This window comes from Parerythrobacter lutipelagi (assembly GCF_005434975.1).
GTDB classification, from domain to species: Bacteria; Pseudomonadota; Alphaproteobacteria; order Sphingomonadales; family Sphingomonadaceae; genus Parerythrobacter_A; species Parerythrobacter_A lutipelagi.
Genome location: NZ_SKCJ01000002.1, coordinates 1,187,686 through 1,210,842 on the forward strand (window position 1 = coordinate 1,187,686; position 23,157 = coordinate 1,210,842).

A 23,157-nucleotide genomic window follows, 5' to 3' on the forward strand; every position below is an offset into this window, starting at 1 on the left:
GCGTCATTCAGCCCATTGCACCATGGCAATGCTTGTATTTGTTGCCTGAGCCGCACGGACACAGCGCGTTGCGGCTGATATTCTGGTCCCTGTACGGATTGTCTGCAAAGTGACCGCCAGGACCGGCCGCCGCCTCAGGACTACCGGCAAGCGAACCGAACAAAGCCTCCCGGTTTGCCGAACCGTCACCATCGTTCGAATTTTCAAGGCCTGTCAGCGGATCGATATGGCCGGTCAGGAAATCCGGAAGATCGGGCAATCTGTCCTGCGGAGGCGGTTCGGCGATCCGAAGTTCGCTCTTCACGAGGATCGAGGTCACATCTTCACGCAGTTTGTCGAGCATGCTCCCGAACAGGCTGAATGCCTCCTGCTTATATTCGTTGATGGGCTGCTTCTGCGCATAGGCCCGCAGGAAAACCGCCTGACGCAGGGCATCGAGCGTGGCCAGATGCTCTTTCCAGTGATTGTCGAGTCGCTCGAGCAAAATGCTCTTTTCAACCCTCCGCCAGATGCCCGCGTCGGCGTTGGCCATCTTTGCTTCCATGATCTCGTCAGCTTGCGCCTTCAGCCGCTCCTCGATGATTTCCGGCTCGACCTGATCTTCCTGAAGCCATTCTTCGAACGGCGGCTGGATTCCCAGAACCTCGTCGACGCGCTCTTTCAATCCTTCGATATTCCACTGTTCGGGATAGGAGCCGGGCGGGCAATGCTCGTTCACGATCGACTCGATGGCATCGTGGCGCATATCCACCACAACATCATCCACCGCAGAGCTGTCCATGATTTCAGCGCGCTGTTCGTAGATGACCTTGCGCTGATCGTTCATCACATCATCATATTCGACAACCTGCTTGCGTTGGTCGTAATTGCGCGCTTCGACCTTCTTCTGAGCCGTCTCGATGGCCTTCGACAGCCATTTTGATCCGATGGCCTCTCCATCTTCCAGATTGGAGTTCATCATCTTGGCAAACAGCGTATCGGGCCCGAAAATGCGCAACAAATCGTCTTCGAGGCACAGATAGAAGCGGGACAGGCCCGGGTCGCCCTGTCGGCCTGAACGGCCGCGCAACTGGTTGTCGATCCGGCGGCTTTCGTGGCGCTCGGTGCCTAGAACAAATAGGCCGCCCGCGTCCTTTACCTTCTGCCTTTCGGATCGCACTTCAGCGGTAATGCGTTCAATTTCCAGCTCGCGCTTGGGGCCGTCTGGAAGGCCAGCCAATTCTTCCTCGATACGAAATTCGATATTGCCGCCCAGCTGGATGTCGGTGCCTCGACCGGCCATGTTCGTGGCAATGGTCACTGCACCGATGCGACCTGCCTGTGCCACGATATGAGCCTCCCGCTCATGCTGACGGGCGTTGAGAACTTCGTGCTTCACACCTTCCTTGTCGAGAAACTGGCTGAGTAGTTCGGATTTTTCGATGGAAACCGTGCCGACCAGGACCGGTTGGCCAATCTTGCTTTTTTCAGCGATGGCTTTTGCGATGGCGGCAAATTTATCGAGCGTGTTCTTGTAGAACTCGTCTTCCTCGTCGATACGCGCGACCGGAACATTGGTCGGGATCGTTACGACATTCATCTTGTAAATGTCCCAGAATTCCCCCGCTTCCGTCGCTGCGGTACCGGTCATGCCGGAAAGCTTGGGATACATGCGGAAATAGTTCTGAAACGTGATCGACGCCATGGTCTGATTCTCAGGCTCGATCTTGACGCCTTCCTTGGCTTCGACCGCCTGGTGGAGGCCGTTCGACCAACGGCGCCCGTCCATCATGCGGCCGGTAAATTCGTCAATAATGACGATTTTCTCGTCTTTCACGATGTAGTCGGTGTCGCGCTTGAACATGATGTTCGCTTTGAGCGCCTGATCCATGTGGTGGACAACCAGCGTGTTCTCCACATCATACAGATTGTCAGTCTGCAGCAGCCCTGCTTCCTTGAGCCGTTCTTCGATGGCTTCGTTGCCGTCTTCGGTCCATGAGATGTTCTTCGACTTCTCGTCCTTTTCGTACCAGTCTTCCGGCACCTGCTTCACGATCTCGTCGAGCGCGACGTAGAGGTCCGATTTGTCTTCGGTCGGACCGGAAATGATCAACGGTGTCCGCGCTTCATCGATCAGGATGGAGTCCACTTCATCCACGACTGCGAAATTGAAGGGGCGCTGCACCATCTGGCTGCGCTCATGCTTCATATTGTCGCGCAGATAGTCGAAGCCGAACTCGTTGTTCGTACCGTAAGTGATGTCCGAGCCGTAAGCTTCGCGCCGCTCGAACTCGTTCAGATTGGGCACGATCACCCCGATGCTTAGCCCAAGGAATTTATGCAACTGCCCCATCCACTCGGCATCGCGGCGAGCAAGGTAATCGTTGACGGTAACAACATGAACGCCCTTGCCTTCGATCGCGTTGAGGTAGGTCGCCAAAGTCGCGACAAGCGTCTTGCCTTCACCGGTCCGCATTTCCGCGATCTCGCCCCTGTGCAGGACGATGCCGCCAATCATCTGAACATCGAAGTGGCGCATCCCCAGTACGCGAACCGAAGCTTCGCGTACCGTGGCAAAAGCTTCCGGCAAAATATCATCGAGCGTCGAGCCATCGGCAAGCTTCGTACGAAACTTGTCGGTCTGAGCTTTCAGTTCCTCGTCACTCAGTGCCTGAATTTGCGGTTCGAGGGCATTGATCTGATCAACCACCTTGCCGATGGTGCGGACGTAGCGATCATTGGCCGAGCCAAAAATGGACTTGGTAAGTGCCTTGAGCATGGGCGAGCTTTCAAAATACGGATTCTATGGGAAATTCGCAGCGAGTAATAACACGCGCTTTACGAACGAAAGTCGGGGAAATATCGGAATGGCCAGCGCTATTCGAGCGCGCGGTCAGAACCCAGATAAAGTGGCGGAAGATAAACAATTATCGGCCTGCGCGGTTTGCAGCCGCTTGACTTCTTCTTGCCGAATGGTCGTGCTTCCTTGCGATCTTCGCATTCGCAGCGCTGGTCCTTACCAGCCTCCGTCACGCAGGAACTGTTGGCAACCTGCTGACTCATCGCCTCCGCCGCCGCTGCCGAAACAGGTGCGCCTACGGCGGCAAGGCCGGTAATCAGCGCAAGGCAGGTTAGGAGACGGCGGAGCATGGCAGAGGTATATATGGCCTATAGGTTGCTAAGTCTACTATCCGCGCGTTCCACTACCAACGGACTGAATTCACCACGCGCCGAGCCTCCAAACTACCATCGCTGTCACGAGCCGGTACCTGCTTCGGCATCGATTTCAATGCAGCACAGGTATCGCGGTCCAGGCTTTCGAATCCCGAACCTTCCATCACCCGGCAATTGAAAACCTTGCCGTCTTTTCCGATCCAGAACTCGAACCGCACTGTGCCTGCCGCACGTTGTTCACGCGAGGCCGCGGATTTCCTCCAACCGAATTGAGTTGCGCGCAACGGCCCCGCTTCCGCCATCATCCAGCGGACGGTCTGCGTATACTCGCTGGCAACTGCATGCCCATCAGGGCTTAAGGCGGGGTAGAAACGGGCGCGGCGCTCAACCAGTCGGCATGTCAGGTCGTCCAGCCTTTTGAAGCCGCTCGCGCGGGTGATACGGCAATCCTGAACTCGCCCGTTTTGCCCAACGGTCAAACGGAATGTCGAACTTCCTTCTTCATTCATCAGCATTGAAATTGCAGGATAGTCGGAACTGGTGATCCATCTGCCCGGATTGCGTGCGCGGGGTGCGGGCTTCGGCGGCGGAGGACGGCTAACTGTTGTAGTTGGCGGTACGGCATACCTCACTTGAGGAGGGGATGCTGGTCGAGGCGTGGCACGCACTGGCGGCGGCGCGATCGGGGGTGGAGGCGGCGGCATTTGTGCCGGTTGCCAGCTGGCGGCTATCACCAAAGTCGAAGTTAGAATTGAAATCATCTGCGTCCCGTGACCTGCTTCACATATTCCTTGAATTTGCCGATATCACAAGCTTGCAGCGCGGATTTTCCGCTCATAGGAGACTGCATGGATCTGGAACGCTCCCCCCTCGCCCTGCCCTTTCCTGAAATGGCCATGATTGACGGCGTGCAATTGCGCACGGCCCGCGCCGGTTACAAGGAATGGGACCGGGCGGATCTGACCTACGTCGAATTGGCCGAAAGTACGTCAGTAGCAGGCGTCTTCACGCAAAGCGCCTGCCCATCCAGCGAAGTCGAGCTGGGCCGCGAACAGGTCAAAGCCGGCAAAGCCCGAGCGCTTGTCGTCAATGCGGGCAACTCCAACGCATTCACCGGTTATCGCGGGCGGGAGGCTGTTGAACAAATCATGGCGCAGGTCGCGGGTCATCTGGGCTGCGATGAAAAACAGGTTTTTGTTTCCTCGACCGGTGTCATCGGCGTGCCTTTGCCGAAGGACAAGGCAAAGGCAGGGATCGAAGCCGTGCTCTCTGCCAATCCGGCCAGTTGGGAAGACGCGGCCGAGACGATCTCCACGACCGACACCTTCCCCAAAGGCGCGTCTGCTGCTGCCATTGTTGCCGGAAAACGCGTAGAGATCAGAGCAATCATCAAAGGCAGCGGAATGATCGCGCCGGACATGGCGACCATGCTCGGCTACGTGTTTACCGACGCGGCTGTCGAACCGGCGTTCTTGCAAAAGCTATTGACCGAGGCCAATCGCGACACCTTCTCCTGCATCACTGTCGACAGCGACACTTCAACCAGTGACACTGTTCTCGCCTTCGCAACCGGCAAGGCTGGCAACCCGCCACTAGCCAGCTTCGAAGACCAAGGCGCCGATGCCTTTGCCGCTGCTCTGCGGGACGTTTGCCGCCAGCTTGCCCATCTGGTCGTGCGCGATGGTGAAGGCGCAAGCAAGTTCATTGCAATTTGCGTCAGCGGAGCCGTTTCGGATGAAAGCGCCCGACGCGTCGCGCTGTCGGTCGCCAATTCTCCGCTGGTCAAGACCGCAATCGCGGGCGAGGATGCCAACTGGGGGCGCGTTGTGATGGCTGTCGGCAAAGCAGGCGAACCGGCAGATCGGGACACACTCTCCATCGCGTTCGGCGGCGTATGGACGGCACGAAACGGCTTGCCGGTCGAAGACTATGACGAGGGTCCGGTGGCCAAGCATCTGCAAGGGCAAGACATCACCATAGATGTGGACCTCGGCATGGGTGACGGGCGGTCCACTGTTTGGACCTGCGACCTGACGCATGGCTACATTTCGATCAACGCGGACTACCGCTCATGAACGCTCTCGACAAAGAAATGCGGCAATTGCTTCAGCGTGTTTCGCGCGAAGTCATCCTACCCCGTTACCGCAATCTCGAAACAAGCCAGATCGCCGACAAGGGCCAGAACGAGCTTGTCACGATTGCCGACCGCGAAGCGGAAATCATGCTGACTGAAGGGGTCGCTTCGTTCGAGCCGGGGTTGGCAATTGTCGGAGAGGAAGCTTGCGACGCAGATCCGGAGATTTATTCTGGATTGTCGCAACGCTGCTGGATCATCGATCCGATCGACGGAACCGGAAATTTTGCCAGTGGGCACGCGCCGTTTGGCATTCTGATCGCTCTGGCCGAAGGCGGAGAGACCCGGTCCGGCTGGATCTACGATCCGCTCGAGGACCGTTTTTGCCACGCGCATCTTGGTAAGGGCGCGTTTGTCGATGGAGAGCGGGTCGCCGCGCGCACGACGGGTGAAGAACCGCCGATTGCCGGTATCTCGACACTTTTCATGCAAGAAGGCAGGCGGGAGAAGGTTCAGGAACACATCGCTCCGCACTATACGCTCGTCGACATTCCGCGCTGTGCTGCGGAACAATACCCCCGTTTGGCGTTAGGGACGAACGACGTGTCGCTGTTCGAGCGCACGTTGCCGTGGGACCACGCAGCAGGCGTGCTGTGGCTTAACGAAGCGGGCGGCAAAGTCGCACGACCTGATGGCTCACCCTATCGCGTCGACGAATGGGAGCGCCCGGGACTCATCGGCGCCGCCTCGCCCGCCCTGTGGGACGCGCTGGCGGCGCGGATGGCCAAGCTGACTTAAAGTTCGCTTTCGAGCCAGCCCTTGAGCTGGTTCTTCGGTGCCGCACCCAATTTTTGCGCGACGGGCTTGCCATCCTTGAACAGGACCATGAACGGAATATTGCGAACGCCAAGTTCACCCGGAACACCGGGGCTTTCCATGATGTCCATCTTTGCGATCTTGACCTTGCCATCCAACTCTTCGCTGATCTCTTCGAGCGCGGGAGCAATCATCTTGCAGGGCCCGCACCAATCGGCCCAGAAATCGACAAGGACGGGCGTGTCCGAGTCAAGGACATCGGACTGAAAGCTGGCATCGGTGACATTGATCGTCGCCATGGAAATTCTCCTAAAAGCTGTTGCCATCAATCTAGGAAAGCTGGCCATTTACTCAACGGCCAGGGGATAAAAGCTTTCCTCGCTTGTGGACAATCGCGCCTTGGTTGCCGCCAGCATCTCCGGCGGCAGCGCGAAAAGCTCCGGGGTCTGAGTGTAGAGAACGGCAGCTCTCACGCTTCGGCCCGGGTAAATCGCTTCCAAGGCGGCGACATAGGCCGCCATTTGCCGCATTGTGGATCGGGGTATCGAAGCGGCGCTATCGGGCGGTCGACGTGATGTCTTGAAATCAACCACCAGGACTTCTTCACCAGTCACGAGCAAGCGGTCCACTGTTCCTGCAATCACCTGACCGTCGACTGTCGCGGCCAGCGGGACTTCTGCCAGCGCCTCAGGACCAAAAATCGGCGCGAACCCGGGTGTATCAAGCACCGCCAGAGCTCGATCGAGAATTTCCTCCCGATCTGCCGCGGCAAAATCGGCAGCCTGCTTTTCGAGCCATGCGCTGGCCCGGTCCAAGCGCACCCCCGGTTCCACTTGGGGCAAGCGTTCGAGCAAGGCGTGCATGATGACACCGCGCCTCGCCGCTATGCCAAGCTCTTCCGGCGGCAATGGCGGATCCGCCGCCTGATCATCACCGGCACGTGATGGGGTCAGCGGTTTAGGGGGCCTGGGTTCAGGGCCGATGGATTCACGTAACCAGACAGGCAAAGATAGCTCGGTAACCTGCTTGCCCTTGCTTTCGGCATTTGCTGCCAACACCGGCCGCTGTCCCCATTCCCAGCGCGATCCCCACAGATCATCCGCCAGCGCATCGTCACCAAAGAGCGGCTTCAGGCGCGCGAACCAGCTGTCATCATGCGGACCCTTTTTCACCTCCTGTGGGCCGAGCGAACCGCCGATGAACAAGGCTTCCTCTGCGCGGGTCATGGCCACATACAGCAGCCGCCAATGCTCCTCCAGTTCTTCAGCCAGCGCCGCTTCGCGCGCATCGGCCAATGGTCCGACGATCGATTCCTTGCTCAGGCCCGGTAACGGGACCGAGCGCGGCTTGTCGCCCGCAATCGCCTCTGTCAGACTGAATTCCGGACGGTCGCCCGGCTTTCCGGCCGCATCGGCCAGGATCACGATCGGGGCCTGCAATCCTTTCGATCCATGAACGGTCATGACCCGCACGAGATCGGCGTTCTCGCCGGCTTCTCGCTTGAGTTCGCCATCCCCTGCGTCAAACCACTGGATAAACCCCTGCAAACTGACGGTATGATCGGCGGCGTAGGCTTGCGCGGCATTGAGAAGTTCATCGATCGGATCATTCGCTTCGCGGCCCAACCGCTCGATCAGCTTGCGTCTGCCGTGCCACGGCCCGACCAGTATCCAGTGGAGCAACGCCTGCGCAGGTTCGTAATCCGCGAGCCTTAGCAGATCACGCAAGCGCTCAGCCGTTTCAGCAGCTTTCGGGGCATCACTGTGCCGCAAGTGATCCCACAGCCGCATGCCCTTCTTGCGGTAACCGTATTCGAGCAGGTCTTCCTGGCTCCACCCTATCAGCGGTGAAGCGAGCACATTGGCGAGACTGAGATCGTCGAGCGGCTGGGCAGCGAACCGCAAGGCAGCCATGAGGTCTTTGACCGCCAGCGGATTCCCGAGCCGCAATCGGTCGACCCCTGCGACCGGCACACCGGCCGCGTACAGCCGTGCAACGATCAGGCTTGCGAGCTCCTTGCGCTTGCGAACAAGGATCATGACATCACCGGGCGTGGCATGGCGCGCAGGGTCAGGCTTTGCCAGCGCATAACCCTCGTCTATCCACTGCTTGACCTGCCGGGCAATCTTGTCAGCCAGTTTCCGGTCATGACGTGCAAGCCAGCTATCGTCGTCGTCTTCAGCCCCGTCACTGTCATTTTCGGCTGTGACGTAGTTCCACAAGGTCACTTGGCCAGGACGATCCTGGCCAACATGATCCTTCGGCTCTTCCTTCAGCCCGAGGCGTTGCCAACCAATCGCGGCAATTGCCTTGTCGACGAATTCCAGCACAGGCTTCGCTGTACGGAAGGATTGATCGAGCCCATGCTCTTGCAAGCGGCGTGGCCGGATATTTTCACGCAATTGTTCCGCATTGTCTGCGGCTGCATCCATCGCAGCGCGAACGCGCGCTTTTGCCGCGTCGAAATTCTCCGGGCTTGTGCCTTGGAAACGGAAGATCGCCTGCTTGTAGTCACCGACCGTGAAGATTGTTCGCAATTTATCGTCGCGCGCACCGGAACCGCTGAAGAAGTCGTCGATCAGAGCGAAGATGATATCCCATTGCTCGGCATTCGTGTCCTGTGCCTCATCGATGAGGATGTGGTCGAACTGCCGGTCCAGTTTGTAGCGGATCCACGCAGCCATTTCCTGGCGCTGAAGCAACTCGGCCGCCTTGCGTATCTGGTCGTCGAAATCAACGAACCCCTCGCGCGCCTTCGCTTCATCCCAACGCAGAGCGAACTTGCGGCCCACTTCCAGCAAAGGCGCAAGGCTGTCGGCAAGCTGCACGAGCGTTCTGAAATCCTGCACTCGGCAGATCGATGCCCGAACCAGCGACAGGTGACCCGCGTAACTGTCGTCGCGCTTCACGACGTTAGCCAGCGGCTGGCCTGTCTTGGTCATGATCTTGCCAGAAAACCCGTCGATCAAAGCCAGCCGATCGAGCGGCGCTGCTGCCAGCCAACCGGCGATCGTCTCACCGCCTTCGCGGCCTGTTTTCGTATCCCACGCGGCAAATATCGCGTGGCATTGCCGGAGCGCATCAAGATTGAACTCTTCGTCGGAGCATAAGCTTGCGGCATCTTCCTGCGACGCATCCGAAGGTAGCCCGAGTGCGCGGCAAAGGCGCCCTCGCATGGGTGGCCGCCACGCGCTTTGCCCGTACCACAAATCACTGGCTGACGCGCATTTCATCAGCCAGCCCATCACGGCATCCGGGCCTTTGTCGATACTCAGCTGAGCAATTGCTTTATTGGTGGCCGTGTCGCCTTCGCGGTCTGCCGACACCAGCAAATCGGCCAGAACCTCGCGCGCCAAGAGGTCGCGGTCGCGATCTTCCATCGCGCGCGATCCGGGCTGGATGTCTGCCTCTTGCGGGAAAGCGGACAGGAGCCATTGGGCGAAGGCGTGGATCGTATCGATCCGCAGTCCGCCGCCCGGGCTATCAAGCACACTGGCAAAAAGCGTCCTTGCACGAGCGATCGTTTCCGGCGTGTTGCGTGCCCCGAGATCGAGCAGTTCCTTGCCGAGCCGCGCGTCATCAAGCCTGACCCAGCGAGCGAGGACTTCGTTCACCCGGACCGCCATTTCCGCCGCCCCTGCCTTGGTAAAAGTCAGGCACAGGATCTGAGAGGGATCATTGCCGGGCTGAAGCAGCAGTCGCAGCACCCTTGCGGAAAGCACCTGGGTCTTGCCGGTGCCCGCCGAGGCCGACAGCCACACGCATTCCTCTGGCTCGACCGCGTCGCGCTGCTCCCCGTGGAGCGGGAACACTTTGGCGCTCATGCGTGGTCCTCGGCATCGAGCTGCACCTGCCACTCATCGAGGCGCATCAGCTGGTCATAATCGTCATAGCCCGGAAAATTCGGATTGAGCTTGGCGGTAAACGGATGCTCGCCCTTGATGAACCGGTCAATCGCATCGGCGAGGAAACTTTCGGTCAGAGGTAGAAAGTCTTCCGGTTCGGTTTCTGCACGGTTGTTCCCGGCCTTCACCGGGCTTGAAACTTTGCCAAACTTCTCACCATGCTTTGCGAGAGACCAGTATTCGAATGTGCCAGCTTTTCCGGAGACATTTTTGAAACCACCGTCCTCGGCGATCAAGCCGATCAAGCCAAGCTGAAGCGAAAAGCCTTCGACCACCTGCTTGGTCGACGGCGGCTTGCCGGTCTTGTAGTCGACAATCGCGAGCGAACCATCCGGCATACGATCGATCCGGTCAGCCCGCCCGTGCAGCCTGACGCCGGTAAAGAGCATCGACCCCTTCTGTTCCACCGCGATGGGCTCGCGATCCGGATTTGCGGCAATTTCAACCTCAACCCATTCGAGTCCCTTGAGCAGACGTGGCAACCACAGACCAAGCATGACCGGGTGGGCATTGCTTTCAGCCAAGACTTCATGCGCGCGAACAGTCAGATCACCACCCTGCTTGTGCCAGCGTTCGAGAATATCGTGCGCGACCTCGCCCTGCCACGCAGGTGATGGCTCTGCATCGAGCGCATCGAGTGAGCGCAATCCGAGAATAGCCTGAGCGTAGAATTGATAAGGATCGCCCCTGAGACGGTCGAGCGCTGTCACGGCAATATCCACCTGGCGCTGCTGGTCGGACGGCATCGGCTGAGGTCTGGGATACGTCCTAAACTCGTCTTTGCTCATGTCGATTGCACGCGCGAGCAAAACGGCATCAGTCTCCATATGCCGCTTGATCAGATCTTCGCCCAACAAGGCTTTCACCCGGAGCAAGAAACGCGACGGGATAACCGGGCCGGAAACGTCTCGGGCCGCACGGCTGAGTACCACTTCCGGCGCACCGAGAGCCCCGGCCAGATCGTGCGCAGCAAGGCCGATGCGGAAATCGGCACCGGGCACCCCGAGCGCGCGCAAGACAGGAGGCGCGAGCAAAGGGTCGACCGCGGGCGCACCCGGCCACGAGCCTTCGTTCATCCCGCCACAGATAACCAGTTCCGCTCGGGTCATGCGCGATTCGAGCAATCCGTAAATCGACACACGAGGATGTCCGCCATAGGGCGGGCGAACAGCCTGCAGCACCATACGGTCCCTCAGGATATTGGAGAGATCGCTCTTGCCTGTTTTTGTGCCGGTCGCCCTTGCTTCGGTGCGCAATTGCTCAATGAACGAAGACAGCGCCCGGCCATCCTCGCGGGCCCATAGATGCTCGCCGCACAAGGCCTCTCCTGCAACCGCCAGCGCATCGAGCATTTCAGCCAATTGGCCAGTTTCCGCAGTGTCGACAAGCGGACCGATCATGGCTTCGACCTCGGCCCACCATTCCGGAACATTGGCTTCGTTTGCCAGCTTGCGGATCGGTTCAAGGCCGGGTGCAGGGCGCGGCCCTCTCATGTGCCGTTCCAGCGCACGCAGGCTCTCTAGCCATTGCCCGCGTTCCGCCTCGAAACGGACCAGAGGGTGACCGAGCAGAGCCATCAGAGGAACAGGTGCAGGCCCCTCCCCCAGCAAGTCTGCCAGCAAGAGTAACAGCCTCCCGGCCGGAGTTAGCGACAAGGGCTGGCCTGCAGAATCGTCGGCTTCGATATTCCAGCGCCGGAGATGCTGCACGACACGTTGCGCCAATCCTCGGTCGGCCGTCACCACTGCGACCCGCTTTTCAGGCTCGGCAAGGGCCTGCCGCACGAGTAGTGCGATGGCCTGCGCCTCTTCCTCCGGATTGACGGTTTCCATGATACGAACGCCCGCCAGGCGTCGTTTCTCAGGCGCCAATCCGACCCAGGCCTTGCTCGCTTCCGGCGGCAGGAACAGGCTCGAAATCGCATGACTGCGTTCCGGCGGACCGGCAGCCAGACCTTTGCGATGCCATGGCCGGACTTCCTGCCGCGAGATCCCCATGCGGTTGAGCAAGAGTTTAAGATGGTACTGCGGGTGGGTCACGGCATCGCCGCGCTCGAAGGGCTTTTCGGCATCTGCACCGGCGGCCCCCAGCTCTTCCCACACGACCTCTTCGATCGTGTGGTCGAAATCGGGCAAGATCACAGAGCCATTGGGCAAATCCGATATTGTCCGCAGCAATTTGGCGAGCGCCGGCGCGGTACTGGTCACACCTGCTGCCACAATTGGATAGGCGGGCGGACGCTGGCGCCATTCCCGCCGCGCAAAGTCGAACAGGCGGTTGCGCCGGCTTGCCGGATCGACCTTGCCCATCGATTGCAGTTCAGCAATCCAGCGGCTCTGCACGCGGGCAAATAAACGCAGCGAATCCTGCCAGTGGCCCGACAGGTCTCCGAAGATCGACAGGACGTCTTCTTCGAGCAGTTTTTCTGGAGCAATGTCTTCGATCAACAGGCGGTCCATCGTCCGTGCGGTGTCGGCCGCCAGACGCATCAAGGCTGCGCCGCTGATCTTGTCGCCCTGCTCTTCCTGAATGATCTGCGCCAGACGCAACCATCTGTACGTCGGGTCGACCGATGGGGGAATGCCGTTCGCGCCCAGCGGATCGAGCATCGGACCAAGCGTTTCATCAAGATCGAGATCGCCAACCGCCGCCATCCGCGGCATCAACAAGCCCTGCTTCCCCTGCGCACCGTAGTGCCTGACGAAGGCCTCGCTGACTGTCCTCATCGCGCGTGCGCTGGGCAGCAGCAAGGTTAGGCGCGCAAGACCGAAATCGTCCTCCTCATATCGAGGCACAAGTCCGGCAACCAGAGCATCGGCGAAGCCGCGATGAGCGGCGATTGAATACACTTTAGGCGCAGTGCGCTCAGGCACGCCTTAACACTTCTTCTGTCGGCCCTATCGCCTGCGGCGTTCCAACTTCCAGCCAGAGGCCGGTAAACGCAGCGCCAAACAAACGCCCCTCCTGAATTGCACGATCCCACAGAATATTGGTCGAGAACTTGCCTTCGGGCGCATCGCGCAAGAGGCGATGGGACACAAGCTGAATGCCGGTGAAAATATGCGGCGCGATCCGGCCAGTGTTTCGCCGCGACAGGCGCCCGACCGGATCCATATGAAAATCACCTTTGCCGGTGAAGTTTACCGCTTTCGCGTGGGGGACCAGCAACAGCAATGCATCCATCTCATCGGCGTTCCAGCGTTGAGACAAATCATGGAATGCATCGCGCGGACCATCGAGCCAGATATTGTCCGAGTTCAGGCAGAAAAACGGGTCCGGCAACTGGTCCTGCGCCTTGACCATTCCGCCACCGGTTTCCAGCAGATCAGCTCGCTCGTCGGAGATCAAAACCTGCGGATCTTTTCGTCCGCCGACATGCGCTTCAAGCGCGTCGGCGAGGTAGTGAACATTCACGACCGCTTTGGCGATCCCCGCCTCCGCCAAGCGGTCCAGCGCATGATCGACAAGCGGCTTGCCCGCCACGCGTACGAGAGGCTTGGGCTGGCTTGCCGTGAGTGGTCGCATCCGTTTGCCAAGACCTGCCGCCATTACCATGGCTGTATCGCTCGCAAGCGCTTTCATCGAATTTCTCCGCCAGACGCATCGCGGATGTTCTGCGGAATGTTCTGCGCGAACCAAGCCGCAACCGGCTCCAGCGCAGGGTGCGCAAGATCGCGTTCCATGGCATGCCAAACGCGGGGTATCATCGCGAGATAGCGCTGCTTTCCATCGCGCTTTGCAAGCCGAGTGAAAATGCCAACAATCTTGGCGTTTCGTTGGGCACCGAGCCGCGCGTAGTCGGCAAGGAACTCTTCTCCAGCACCGGTGTGTTCGCAATAGCGGCTCAACATCGAGCGCTCGAGTTGCTGTGAGACATCGCGCCGTGCGTCCTGCAACAGGCTGACGAGATCATAGGCCGGATGCCCGACCAGCGCGTCCTGGAAATCGATCAGGCCCTGCTCGCCTTTGCCATCCCGGCGCGGTGATAACAGCATGATGTTTTCGGCATGGTAATCGCGCAGCACGGTAACCCCCGGCTGCTGGCGCGCCATCAAGGGGGCAAGCGCTGTATCCCATGCCTGCTGATACCCGACTTCATCGATATCGAGACCCATATGGCGGCAATACCATTCCGTCAGCAGCCCTGCTTCACGCTGATAGACCGCCATATCATACGGTTCGAATGGCCCGGCATCGGCTCTGTGCAGTCTGACCAGCGCATCGACTGCCTCGGCGTACGCCCCTTCTTCGCCGGCCGGATTGTCATCGAGCCAGTCGCGCATCCGGTCGTCGCCGAAGTCCTCTGTGAGCACCCAGCCCGCTTCAGGATCGGAAGCGATAATGTCCGGTGCCCGTTGGCCAGAATTGCTCAACCAGCGCGCAACATGAAGAAAAGGCTTGGGATCTTCGTGCGGTGGCGGTGCATGCATCAGCATCGCCGGTTCGCCCGCTTTGCGCAGGCGGAAGTATCGCCGGAAAGACGCATCCCCGGGAATTGGATGTATCTCTGCGCCACGCCAGCCGGCGGATGCAAGAAAGGAATCAAGGCCTTCGGGCAAGTCGTTCATCGCCAGCGGGTTAGCCAATCGGCCCCCTGCTCGACAATCGCAATCCTGCCGTTACCCGCAATTTCCAGTCGGACGGACAGACAACCGGGCTCATGCGAAAATCCACCGGCATTCTCAGGCCATTCCGCCAACAGAACCGCACCATCGCGATAATCATCCAGACCGATCTCTTCGGCCTCGGCAGGGGATTGGAGGCGGTAGAAATCAGCATGCACCACCGGTAGCTTTACTGCAGGAGGGTCGTACGTCTCAATGATTGTGAAGGTCGGCGACGGGACTTCAGACTGATATCCCAAGGCGGCGAGCATGGCGCGCGACAGCGTTGTCTTGCCCGCACCCAGGCCGCCCGACAAAGCCACAACATCGCCGGCTTGCAACCCGGCAGCGATGCGTTGCCCGAACTCCTCCATCGCGGGCAGGTCAGGGAGTTCGATTCTCAAGGGATAGAGACCGTTGCAGTGGTACCGGCACCGCGGCGCGATACAATTTCCAAGGTACCTCCGTGCGCTTCGACTAATTGCCTTGCCAGCGGGATACCCAGACCCTGCCTTTGATCCTTATCCGGATCGCTCGGCGGCAGTTTGCTGAGCGCTCTATCCAGCTGCTCTTTCGTCATCCCGCAACCGTTGTCGGACACAACAATACGAGCGACCCCGTCGCGCTTGCCCAGATCAACGAGAATCTTGCCGCCCTTGGGAGTCGCTCCGATCGCATTATCCAGCAAGTGGCCGACGGCGCGGCCCAGCTGGCGTCTGTCGGCCTTAACCCGCCCGCTTGCCTTGCTGCCGCGCAGGTCGAGGCTGATCCCTCGTTCGAGGATTGCTTTCTCGCGCGCGCGCACGATGTCCGTCGCGAAAGCGAAGAGCGCCATGTCTTCTTTCACCAGCGGCAGGAGCCCCGCTTCGCTTTGCGACAGGTCCAACACGTTTTCGACCTGCTCGGTCAATCGCTCGACCGAATCGAGGATCGCCTGCACATACTCTGTCCCTTGCTCGCCGAGGTCTCCGGCGATGCCGCTTTGCAGAAGCTCGGCAAAGCCGCCGATCGAAGTGAGCGGCGTGCGGAATTCATAGGACATATTCGCAAGAAAACGGGTTTTGACCGCGTCCGCCTCTTCCAGCGCGACCGCTCTTTCACGCAAGGCTGCCTCTGCCTGCTCGTTGGCAGTCACATCGAGCACGGTCAGCAAGCCATTGCCATCAGGAAGCGGCACTCCGGCGAACTCCAAAGTCCTGCCATCGGCCATGTCGATCCGGCCGCCCTTCTCCTTTCGGTCGAGCGTAGCTGAGCGGATAACATCGCCGATGCCCTTGGTTTGCTTGGGCCGGGCAAGGTTCGGTCCGACCGCGGTTAGCAGATCTTCAGCCGCCGGGTGAGCATCGAGCATTTCGGGGTCGAGGCCCCACATCCCGGCAAAACTCCGGTTCCACAATTGCAAATGCCCGTCTGGAGCAAACACCGCGAGAGCCTCGAACAGGCTGTCGAACGTCGCTGTCCGCGTGCGCAGCAAGGTGTCGCGGGTCGCGGAAAGTGCCAGCTGTTCGGTCTGGTCTTCCGCAATCAGAACCAGCCCGCCATCCGGCATGGGCTGCGCAACAATGCGCAGATGAGTGCCATCGGATAGCGGCCAGGCTTCTTCCGACGTGTTGTCACTCGCGAACCAGTCTGCATGTTCGGTCCGCCAGTTCGGGAAGTCCCGTACTTCAGGCGTTCGCCCGGTCTCTCGGGCGTCGCTAAGGAATTGCTCGAAGCCAAGACCCTGAGCGACTACGCCGGAATTGAGTTTGAATATGCGCCGGAATGGCTGGTTTGCGAAAACGAGCCGGCGCTTTCCGTCGAACTGGCCCACCCCGATGGAAAGCTGATCGAGCATGGATCGTTGAGCCTCGCGGAAAGCGCGGAATTCGCGCGCTTGCTCCTCCATTTCCTCGATGTCGACCGCATAGCCTGCAACCCCTTCCTTGCCGAGCGGAAGGTCGCTGACACGAAACGTCCTGCGCTGGCCTGCCACGGTTGTCGCGACAATCCGCTCGAACGGCATTTTTTGCTCAGCAGCCTGTCTCGCGATTTGCGCGGCAGTCAGGCCATCGACCTGTTCGATCAGCTCCATCTGCTCAGCAACAGCGGCATCGGGACTGGCTGCTCCGACAGCGTCTACGTACGCCTGATTCACCAGGCGCAGCTTCGTATCCGGACCACGAAACCACATCGGGAGCGGAGCCGCTTCGATCAAGCCGACCAGTGCAGCAAAATCGCCGCGAGCTCGCGAGGCATCTTCGCGCAGCTTGGCCATCTCGCTCTGACTTTCGCTGAAGTCGAACACCCAGACCAGCGCTGCACCACCAGGAGAGACCTGCGGGTCGGCCAGTACACCGCGCAGCGCAAGGCTGCGTTCTGAACCCGGTACGGTCACGGTCAGATGAAACGGGGCAGCGGTCTTCTGTGCGCGTGTGACCAGTGCGGAAAGTTCAGCGAGCTGGCTGGAGGATAATCCCACGCCCGGCCCACCATCAAGCTCGGAAAGATACTGCGGCAAGGCCTCCATGCCTAGCCAGCCTGCAAGCCGGTCAGATCCTTCAATCCTGCCATCTGTACGCACCAGCAGCGGAATTGCCGGAGCTTCATCGATCATGCGCGCCATTCTACGGGCCGCTTTTCTGCTGCCCTCTGCCTTTCGCATGCGTCCGCCGGCAACGATCATCAACCACGCTGCACCGGCCGTCCATGCGGCCAGCAGCAGCCCAATCAAAGCAAGCGCGGTTTGCGAAAATCCCATGGCGTTTCAGCTATGCGTGTGGCGGTCACTATGCAACGGCAGCCGAGCGAATTTGACGATTAGGCAACAAAAAAGCGCCGCCCCCGATCCGGGAACGGCGCTTTTCTGAAAATTCACAAAATCAGTAGCGATAATGGTCCGGCTTGAACGGCCCTTCCTGCGGCACACCGATATAGTCGGCCTGCTTGTTGCTAAGCTGCGTCAGCATAACGCCAAGCTTGTCGAGGTGGAGCGCGGCGACCTTCTCGTCGAGGTGCTTCGGCAGCACGTAAACGTCATTCTCGTACTGGTCGGTATTCTTGTACAATTCGATCTGAGCCAGCGTCTGATTGGTAAAGCTGGCGCTCATGACGAAGCTGGGGTGGCCCGTGCCGCAGCCGAGGTTCACCAGGCGGCCCTTCGCGAGGATCAGGATCGACTTGCCATCCGGGAAGGTGACCAGGTCGGTGCCTTCCTTGATTTCCTTCCAATCGTAATTGTCGAGCGCGGAGATCTGGATCTCGGAATCGAAGTGACCGATGTTGCACACGATCGCCATGTTCTTCATCGCCTTCATGTGCTCGGCGGTGATCACGTCCTCGTTGCCCGTCGCCGTGCAGAAAATATCGGCGCGCTTCACGCCTTCTTCCATGGTCACGACTTCGAAGCCGTCCATCGCAGCCTGAAGGGCGCAGATCGGATCGATTTCAGTGACCATTACGCGGGCACCGCCGTCACGCAGCGAAGCTGCCGATCCCTTGCCGACATCGCCGTAACCGGCGACGCATGCGACTTTGCCGGCCAGCATGACGTCGGTTGCACGACGGATCGCATCGACCAGCGATTCCTTGCAGCCATAAAGATTGTCGAATTTCGACTTCGTGACAGAGTCATTGACGTTGATCGCCGGGAACGGAAGTTTGCCCTGCTTCGATATTTGATAAAGGCGCATCACACCGGTGGTCGTCTCTTCCGAAACGCCTTTGATGTTCTCGACCGACTTGGTGAGGTAGCCGGGACGCTTGGCGATGAAGGCCTTGAGCGCTTTCTGCATCTCGATTTCTTCAGCGTTTTGCGGCTCGGGCATGGTTTCGCCCGCTTCGAGGCGAGCGCCCCACAGAGCGAACATGGTCGCATCGCCGCCATCGTCGAGGATCATGTTGGCTGTCTGGTCCGGGTTATCATCGGTCGCCCAGTCGAAGATGTTGCCGACATAGTCCCAATATTCAGCCAGCGTTTCACCCTTGATGGCGAAAACCGGGATACCCTGATCGGCAATTGCTGCGGCGGCGTGATCCTGCGTCGAGAAAATGTTACACGTCGCCCAACGCACTTCAGCACCCAGAGCGACCAGCGTCTCGATAAGAACCGCGGTCTGAATGGTCATGTGGAGAGAACCGGTTACGCGGGCACCCTTGAGTGGCTGTTCGCTGCCATATTCTTCGCGCAGTGCCATAAGGCCCGGCATTTCGGTTTCAGCGATCTCGATTTCGTCGCGACCGTACTGAGCGAGCGAAATGTCCTTGATGATGTAGTCTTGCTTGGCATCGGCCACGGGTGTTCTCCTGAAGTCGTTTTCCGCGCGGATCGCGCGGCTCGATTGCGTGGCGCATGTAGCGATCACAGCTACGCGAAGCAAATATAAAGACATCTTTATATGATGCCTTGTTGCGGCGGCCTTCAGAGCCTCTATATCGGACCCAACGGTACGGAAAAACGAAAGGATATTACGCGATGGCAATCTCAGTTGGAGAAAAGCTCCCCAATACCAAACTGGTCAAAGCCGGTGCAGAAGGACCGGAACAGGTTGATGCGCAGGATTATTTTGCGGGGAAGACCGTCGCGCTTTTTTCGGTTCCAGGCGCGTTCACGCCTACTTGTTCGGCGCGCCACCTTCCCGGCTATGTTGAAAAGGCGGATGAGCTGAAAGCCAAAGGTGTCGATGAAATCATCTGCACTTCGGTCAACGACGCGTTCGTCCTCGGCGCCTGGAACAAGGCCGATGGCAGCGAAGACATCACGATGCTGGCCGACGGCAACGGTGAATTTGCCGAAGCAGTCGGGCTGGCAGGTGACATGAGCGGTTATGGCATGGGCACACGCAGCCAGCGTTACTCGATGATCGTCAAGGATGGCGTCGTCAGCGAGGTTAACGTCGAAGCACCGGGGGACTTCTCGGTATCCAGCGCCGAACACCTGCTCGGCCAACTCTGAACAAATTGGCCGGGTGCCGAATTCGGTACCCGGTCTAACTTCGGGACAAATACGGCTGCGCTCTTGCCCAGAAGGGCAAGTTGGCTAATTCTCGGCCGATGGCAACGCCAAAGAAAACCTCATCAGGCACCTCTAAGACCGCGAAGAATGGTGCCGCAGCCAAGAAGACCCGCGCCCGCAAAGCGGCCAGCGGGAAAAAGGCGCCAACCAAGAAGCAGACGGAAGAGCCGGACATTCCTTACGGCGTGCTGGTTGGATGGGCGACAGATGATCTGGGCAATAGATTGCGGCTGCGAATGCAAAGCACCCGCTCAACGCCAAAATCGCCCGAAGATATCGAAGAGTATCACTATTACATCGACAAGGACCAAGCTGTCCTGCTCGGCAACTTCCTGTTTCGGGTGTCCGGACATACTGCACCCAAGCCTTCAAAGCCAGCGTGGCTGAGGAAGTTGCTCGGGCAGGCCTAGCCCGTCGCACGCGTATTGAGGTGTGACAGGTCCTGAAGCCCCACATCCATGGCATTACGAATCTGCTGCGGGACCGAAATACTCCTGACCGGTCGTTTGAACCGATTTTCGACAGGAGGAAAACCATGAAGAAATTGACCGCAATTGGCGCGTCTGCCGCGCTGGCCATGTCAGCAGGCCTCGCCGTGCCCCAGCAAGCCAATGCCCGCGCCAACGACGAAGTTGATCTGTGCCGCAGCCTGGTTGACGCACAATTATTCGACTCGATTGGTGATTGTGTCGGACTCCTGCGCTCCGCCCCTGCCGATATCTGCAAGGGTTATGACACAGGATTTCTCGTGTTCTTCAATTTCAAGAACCGCGGCGATTGTGTGAGCTTCTTCCGCTCGATCAACTGAAGCCCTGAGCGATCTTTCTGGAGTGAGGCGGTCGGCGAGATCGCCCGCTTCCTCCAGTCTCTTACCCATAGCCCATCAGGCTGAGCACTTCTTTCCGGCTTCGTTGGTCTTCCAGGAATGTGCCCATCATCCGGCTGGTGACCATGGATACGCCCGGTGTTCGAACTCCGCGCGCCGCCATGCAGGCATGGGTTGCGTCGATCACCACAGCAACGCCGCGCGGCTCGAGGTGATTCCAGATACATTCGGCCACCTCTGCAGTGAGGCGTTCCTGAATCTGCAATCGCCGGGCATAGCCATGCAGCACGCGGGCCAGTTTCGAGATCCCTACGACCCGCTGGTCCGGCAGATAGGCAATCGCGGCCTTGCCGTGGATCGGCGCCATGTGATGTTCGCAGTGGCTTTGGAAGGGGATATCCTTGAGCAAGACGATCTCGTCATAGCCGCCAACTTCCTCGAACACGCGGTCCAAGTGCATTGACGGGTCTTCACCGTAGCCAACGCAATATTCTTTCCATGCGCGCGCCACTCTCTTGGGCGTATCCAGCAATCCTTCACGTGCCGGATCATCGCCCGCCCATTCGATGAGAGTGCGGATTGCTTCCTGCACGTGCTCTGGCACATCGGGCTTTTCTGATCGATTGTCCTCAGAAGCCACCGGCATACTCATCTGTCATTCCCCTGCTGCGCGGACGCCGCTCGCGACCTACAGGCTAGAGATAGGGCCGAATGCCGGGATGGCAACGGACAGTTAAGCAGACCGTGCGGCCAATCTCACTCTTTTGCTTCGCCCTTCTTCTCAGGCGTAACTTCAGCATCGGCCTTTTCGCTACTTTTCCGGCGCGCAAAGACCTCAGCCATCTGCTTCTCGTCATTCTCAGACAGGTGCTTGGCAAATTCAGGGAAGTGGTCTTCTTCTTCCTCTTCGATATGATGCCGATAGCGATGTTCAAACGACTTGAATTTCTGCAGCCACGCACCCGATGACATATCCGTTGCCGCAAGATCGTTGAGCATCTCATCGATCTCGTGATGTTCTGCAACCGAATGGCGCGTATCATCAGTGGTTTCCGGCTTGCGCAGCATTGTGGAATAGACCGCCTGTTCTTCTGCTGCGGCGTGACCTTTCAGCTCTTTCGTCAGTTCAGTGAAAAGCTCTTCGCGCTCGCTGCTGTCGCCTTCGGTCTCAAGCAGGCGATCCAACAAGGCACGGTGCTTGTCGTGATCTTCCTTGAGACGTGAGAAAATAGCTTCTGATCCGGACATCGTGTCACCTTCAAGTCGAGAGGATAGTCTGCCTGTTTCAACGTAGCGGTCGCTTTCGGGTTCCGACCATTCCTTTGATTTCGGGTCACCGCGCTCCGTCTGGGTACAATGATCCATCCACCCAACTTGGCAAATATGCAGTCTAGCGCTCTGACGACGCTTGGTGAGCGACCCGAGCAGTCGAAGCTGCCGCGTGCAGGATTGGGCGCTCAAAGTCACAGGTTTGCCAGCTCAGAACAACTGGCTGCGGTTGGCATCGAGAACAGATGCATATTCTTGGGGAGTCGATCGCTCAATGACTGGCTTCGAGCCGCATCCAGCCGGGCCCCGCGCCCGGTCTTGATCAGCATCAGCTGCAGTACCGGTGGCATAGCCAAAACCAATCGAGGCCACCCTTCACCTGAAGGATGGCCTCGATTGGCGCGCCCGGAAGGATTCGAACCTCCGGCCACCTGATTCGTAGTCAGGTACTCTATCCAGCTGAGCTACGGGCGCGCTTGGAGGGCGGCACTTAGGCGGGCTATTTGCGGTTGGCAAGCCCTATCCCGGGCTTTTTGCGAAGAGTTGCCGGGCAAGCTCGATGTCGAGTGGCGGCTTGTCCAACAAAGTGATCTCGTCCGGTGTGAACCAGCCGATATCGCCGCGTTCCTGAGGCACCGGGTCGCGCGTCCACCGGCAACATGTGTAAAGAAGAATGACAATCGGCGGTTGCGTTGCCTCCTCCGTTGTCTGGGCAAATGCGGCTGGCTGCAAATCTCCCACTTCGATCCCTATCGCAAGTTCTTCGTCAATTTCACGGGCCAATGCGTCCATCGGAAGTTCGCCGGGTTCAACCTTGCCGCCAGGGAATTCCCACAAGCCCCCATGTTGTTTGTCAGCCGGGCGGCGATGCATCAGCCATCGACCATCACTTCGATTCAGCGCGATTGCGACAACCGGAATCCATGTCGGGATATTTTCCATTCCTTGGGTCCATTTCAATCAATTCTTAAGCATTTCGCGGGAAAACCCGATGGATCAGTCACGGAACGACGGGGTTTTCCGATGAAGCTTCTGCCATTTCTCAAACGGGTCGCACACGATGAGTGTGGCTCTACGGCAATCGAATACGGGCTGATCGCTTCCTTAATTGTCATCGCATCCATTGGTGCGTTCGAGGCGGTTGCCAACGAGAACACCGGCCTGTGGGCGGTTGTTTCAGACAAGGTTGCAAACAATCTGGGAGAATAAAATCTTAAGCATCCTTGCTTAGCATTTTGTCAATTTCTCCCTCGTATCCAAGCATTCACTCTTCCCGAGAATGACCATGGGAAGAGCGGGTAAGAAGACCAAACCAGGAGACCAATAATGACTTTCTTCAAAAATCTGCTTCGCGACGAACAGGGCGCTACCGCTATTGAATATGGCCTGATCGCTGCTCTGATCGCAGTTGCTGCCATCACCGCCATGCAGGGCCTCGGTAACGAGCTGACCACCACTTTCTCGACCGTGTCGACGAAGATGGGTGAATCGAACACCGTCTGATAGACGTTCGATAC

21 protein-coding genes and 1 tRNA gene are annotated in these 23,157 nt (G+C 58.9%); 7 read left to right on the forward strand and 15 right to left on the reverse strand.

Going from position 1 to position 23,157, the window contains the following annotated elements:
- Positions 1–7: 7 nt before the first annotated feature.
- The 3 genes from secA to E0502_RS14070 form a co-directional block, all read right to left on the reverse strand.
- Positions 8–2,758 carry a preprotein translocase subunit SecA gene (secA, locus tag E0502_RS14060; RefSeq protein ID WP_137678605.1) on the reverse strand — a complete coding sequence of 917 codons (2,751 nt, stop codon included), beginning with the start codon at positions 2,756–2,758 and terminating at the stop codon, positions 8–10.
- A gap of 98 nt (positions 2,759–2,856) precedes the next feature.
- Complete coding sequence (locus E0502_RS14065) at positions 2,857–3,129, reverse strand: hypothetical protein (protein WP_137678606.1); 273 nt, start codon at positions 3,127–3,129, stop codon at positions 2,857–2,859.
- Positions 3,130–3,182: 53 nt separating this feature from the next.
- Positions 3,183–3,914, reverse strand: a complete 732-nt coding sequence (locus E0502_RS14070; RefSeq protein ID WP_137678607.1) for a TonB family protein — start codon at positions 3,912–3,914, stop codon at positions 3,183–3,185.
- An 87-nt stretch (positions 3,915–4,001) separates the two neighbouring features.
- On the opposite strand from E0502_RS14070, the gene argJ reads away from it, so the two are divergent.
- A complete protein-coding gene (argJ, locus tag E0502_RS14075) occupies positions 4,002–5,228 on the forward strand; it encodes a bifunctional glutamate N-acetyltransferase/amino-acid acetyltransferase ArgJ (RefSeq protein ID WP_137678608.1) in 1,227 nt (408 codons plus the stop codon).
- Positions 5,225–6,025: an inositol monophosphatase family protein gene (locus E0502_RS14080; protein ID WP_137678609.1), complete on the forward strand. Its 801-nt coding sequence runs from the start codon at positions 5,225–5,227 to the stop codon at positions 6,023–6,025. The genes argJ and E0502_RS14080 overlap by 4 nt, the downstream gene beginning before the upstream one ends.
- On the opposite strand, the gene trxA is transcribed toward E0502_RS14080, so the two are convergent.
- The 8 genes from trxA to ahcY all read right to left on the reverse strand — a co-directional run bounded on the left by trxA (position 6,022) and on the right by ahcY (position 18,826).
- On the reverse strand, positions 6,022–6,342 hold the full coding sequence (trxA, locus tag E0502_RS14085) for a thioredoxin (RefSeq protein WP_137678610.1): 321 nt from the start codon (positions 6,340–6,342) through the stop codon (positions 6,022–6,024). The two genes, E0502_RS14080 and trxA, sit on opposite strands and share 4 nt — an antisense overlap.
- A gap of 48 nt (positions 6,343–6,390) precedes the next feature.
- On the reverse strand, positions 6,391–9,867 hold the full coding sequence (gene addA / locus E0502_RS14090; RefSeq protein WP_137678611.1) for a double-strand break repair helicase AddA: 3,477 nt from the start codon (positions 9,865–9,867) through the stop codon (positions 6,391–6,393).
- Complete coding sequence (locus E0502_RS14095; protein WP_240049115.1) at positions 9,864–12,797, reverse strand: PD-(D/E)XK nuclease family protein; 2,934 nt, start codon at positions 12,795–12,797, stop codon at positions 9,864–9,866. Before E0502_RS14095 ends, addA begins: the two co-directional genes overlap by 4 nt.
- A gap of 16 nt (positions 12,798–12,813) precedes the next feature.
- Positions 12,814–13,530, reverse strand: a complete 717-nt coding sequence (locus E0502_RS14100; protein ID WP_137678613.1) for a nucleotidyltransferase family protein — start codon at positions 13,528–13,530, stop codon at positions 12,814–12,816.
- Entirely contained in the window at positions 13,527–14,516 is a 990-nt protein-coding gene (locus E0502_RS14105; protein WP_137678614.1) for an aminoglycoside phosphotransferase family protein, read from the reverse strand. Before E0502_RS14105 ends, E0502_RS14100 begins: the two co-directional genes overlap by 4 nt.
- The gene (gene tsaE / locus E0502_RS14110; protein ID WP_137678615.1) at positions 14,513–14,956 is read right to left on the reverse strand and encodes a tRNA (adenosine(37)-N6)-threonylcarbamoyltransferase complex ATPase subunit type 1 TsaE; all 444 of its coding nucleotides are present in this window, start codon (positions 14,954–14,956) and stop codon (positions 14,513–14,515) included. Before tsaE ends, E0502_RS14105 begins: the two co-directional genes overlap by 4 nt.
- Positions 14,953–17,292, reverse strand: a complete 2,340-nt coding sequence (locus tag E0502_RS14115) for a PAS domain-containing sensor histidine kinase (protein ID WP_137678616.1) — start codon at positions 17,290–17,292, stop codon at positions 14,953–14,955. Before E0502_RS14115 ends, tsaE begins: the two co-directional genes overlap by 4 nt.
- A 121-nt stretch (positions 17,293–17,413) precedes the next feature.
- Complete coding sequence (ahcY, locus tag E0502_RS14120) at positions 17,414–18,826, reverse strand: adenosylhomocysteinase (RefSeq protein ID WP_240049116.1); 1,413 nt, start codon at positions 18,824–18,826, stop codon at positions 17,414–17,416.
- A 179-nt stretch (positions 18,827–19,005) separates the two neighbouring features.
- Here ahcY and E0502_RS14125 point away from each other — a divergent pair, with 179 nt between their 5' ends.
- The 3 genes from E0502_RS14125 to E0502_RS14135 all read left to right on the forward strand — a co-directional run bounded on the left by E0502_RS14125 (position 19,006) and on the right by E0502_RS14135 (position 20,353).
- Complete coding sequence (locus tag E0502_RS14125; RefSeq protein ID WP_137678618.1) at positions 19,006–19,485, forward strand: peroxiredoxin; 480 nt, start codon at positions 19,006–19,008, stop codon at positions 19,483–19,485.
- 98 nt (positions 19,486–19,583) lie between these two features.
- Positions 19,584–19,955: a hypothetical protein gene (locus E0502_RS14130; RefSeq protein WP_137678619.1), complete on the forward strand. Its 372-nt coding sequence runs from the start codon at positions 19,584–19,586 to the stop codon at positions 19,953–19,955.
- A 125-nt stretch (positions 19,956–20,080) separates the two neighbouring features.
- Positions 20,081–20,353 (forward strand): hypothetical protein, encoded by a 273-nt coding sequence (locus tag E0502_RS14135; RefSeq protein ID WP_137678620.1) that lies wholly within the window; start codon positions 20,081–20,083, stop codon positions 20,351–20,353.
- Positions 20,354–20,414: 61 nt separating this feature from the next.
- Here E0502_RS14135 and folE read toward each other — a convergent pair whose 3' ends face one another.
- From folE to E0502_RS14155, 4 genes are all read right to left on the reverse strand, one after another.
- Positions 20,415–21,023: a GTP cyclohydrolase I FolE gene (gene folE, locus E0502_RS14140; protein ID WP_137678621.1), complete on the reverse strand. Its 609-nt coding sequence runs from the start codon at positions 21,021–21,023 to the stop codon at positions 20,415–20,417.
- A 104-nt stretch (positions 21,024–21,127) separates the two neighbouring features.
- The gene (locus tag E0502_RS14145) at positions 21,128–21,838 is read right to left on the reverse strand and encodes a hemerythrin domain-containing protein (protein ID WP_338047329.1); all 711 of its coding nucleotides are present in this window, start codon (positions 21,836–21,838) and stop codon (positions 21,128–21,130) included.
- Between the two features lie 199 nt (positions 21,839–22,037).
- Positions 22,038–22,114, reverse strand: a tRNA-Arg gene (locus tag E0502_RS14150).
- Positions 22,115–22,159: 45 nt separating this feature from the next.
- Complete coding sequence (locus E0502_RS14155; RefSeq protein WP_137678622.1) at positions 22,160–22,582, reverse strand: (deoxy)nucleoside triphosphate pyrophosphohydrolase; 423 nt, start codon at positions 22,580–22,582, stop codon at positions 22,160–22,162.
- Between E0502_RS14155 and E0502_RS15355 the strand changes: the two genes are divergently transcribed.
- Together E0502_RS15355 and E0502_RS14165 are read left to right on the forward strand one after the other, a co-directional pair.
- Positions 22,484–22,849 carry a Flp family type IVb pilin gene (locus E0502_RS15355; protein WP_240049170.1) on the forward strand — a complete coding sequence of 122 codons (366 nt, stop codon included), beginning with the start codon at positions 22,484–22,486 and terminating at the stop codon, positions 22,847–22,849. The two genes, E0502_RS14155 and E0502_RS15355, sit on opposite strands and share 99 nt — an antisense overlap.
- A 117-nt stretch (positions 22,850–22,966) precedes the next feature.
- On the forward strand, positions 22,967–23,143 hold the full coding sequence (locus tag E0502_RS14165) for a Flp family type IVb pilin (RefSeq protein WP_137678623.1): 177 nt from the start codon (positions 22,967–22,969) through the stop codon (positions 23,141–23,143).
- Positions 23,144–23,157 lie beyond the last annotated feature (14 nt).

What these genes read in the sequence shown, in the direction of transcription:
- secA (WP_137678605.1), bottom strand. Translation starts at nt 2,758, where the DNA reads ATGCTCAAGGCACTTACCAAGTCCATTTTTGGCTCGGCCAATGATCGC.
- E0502_RS14065 (WP_137678606.1), bottom strand. Translation starts at nt 3,129, where the DNA reads ATGCTCCGCCGTCTCCTAACCTGCCTTGCGCTGATTACCGGCCTTGCC.
- E0502_RS14070 (WP_137678607.1), bottom strand. Translation starts at nt 3,914, where the DNA reads ATGATTTCAATTCTAACTTCGACTTTGGTGATAGCCGCCAGCTGGCAA.
- argJ (WP_137678608.1), top strand. Translation starts at nt 4,002, where the DNA reads ATGGATCTGGAACGCTCCCCCCTCGCCCTGCCCTTTCCTGAAATGGCC.
- E0502_RS14080 (WP_137678609.1), top strand. Translation starts at nt 5,225, where the DNA reads ATGAACGCTCTCGACAAAGAAATGCGGCAATTGCTTCAGCGTGTTTCG.
- trxA (WP_137678610.1), bottom strand. Translation starts at nt 6,342, where the DNA reads ATGGCGACGATCAATGTCACCGATGCCAGCTTTCAGTCCGATGTCCTT.
- addA (WP_137678611.1), bottom strand. Translation starts at nt 9,867, where the DNA reads ATGAGCGCCAAAGTGTTCCCGCTCCACGGGGAGCAGCGCGACGCGGTC.
- E0502_RS14100 (WP_137678613.1), bottom strand. Translation starts at nt 13,530, where the DNA reads ATGAAAGCGCTTGCGAGCGATACAGCCATGGTAATGGCGGCAGGTCTT.
- E0502_RS14105 (WP_137678614.1), bottom strand. Translation starts at nt 14,516, where the DNA reads ATGAACGACTTGCCCGAAGGCCTTGATTCCTTTCTTGCATCCGCCGGC.
- E0502_RS14115 (WP_137678616.1), bottom strand. Translation starts at nt 17,292, where the DNA reads ATGGGATTTTCGCAAACCGCGCTTGCTTTGATTGGGCTGCTGCTGGCC.
- E0502_RS14125 (WP_137678618.1), top strand. Translation starts at nt 19,006, where the DNA reads ATGGCAATCTCAGTTGGAGAAAAGCTCCCCAATACCAAACTGGTCAAA.
- E0502_RS14130 (WP_137678619.1), top strand. Translation starts at nt 19,584, where the DNA reads ATGGCAACGCCAAAGAAAACCTCATCAGGCACCTCTAAGACCGCGAAG.
- E0502_RS14135 (WP_137678620.1), top strand. Translation starts at nt 20,081, where the DNA reads ATGAAGAAATTGACCGCAATTGGCGCGTCTGCCGCGCTGGCCATGTCA.
- folE (WP_137678621.1), bottom strand. Translation starts at nt 21,023, where the DNA reads ATGAGTATGCCGGTGGCTTCTGAGGACAATCGATCAGAAAAGCCCGAT.
- E0502_RS15355 (WP_240049170.1), top strand. Translation starts at nt 22,484, where the DNA reads ATGTTGTTTGTCAGCCGGGCGGCGATGCATCAGCCATCGACCATCACT.
- E0502_RS14155 (WP_137678622.1), bottom strand. Translation starts at nt 22,582, where the DNA reads ATGGAAAATATCCCGACATGGATTCCGGTTGTCGCAATCGCGCTGAAT.
- E0502_RS14165 (WP_137678623.1), top strand. Translation starts at nt 22,967, where the DNA reads ATGACTTTCTTCAAAAATCTGCTTCGCGACGAACAGGGCGCTACCGCT.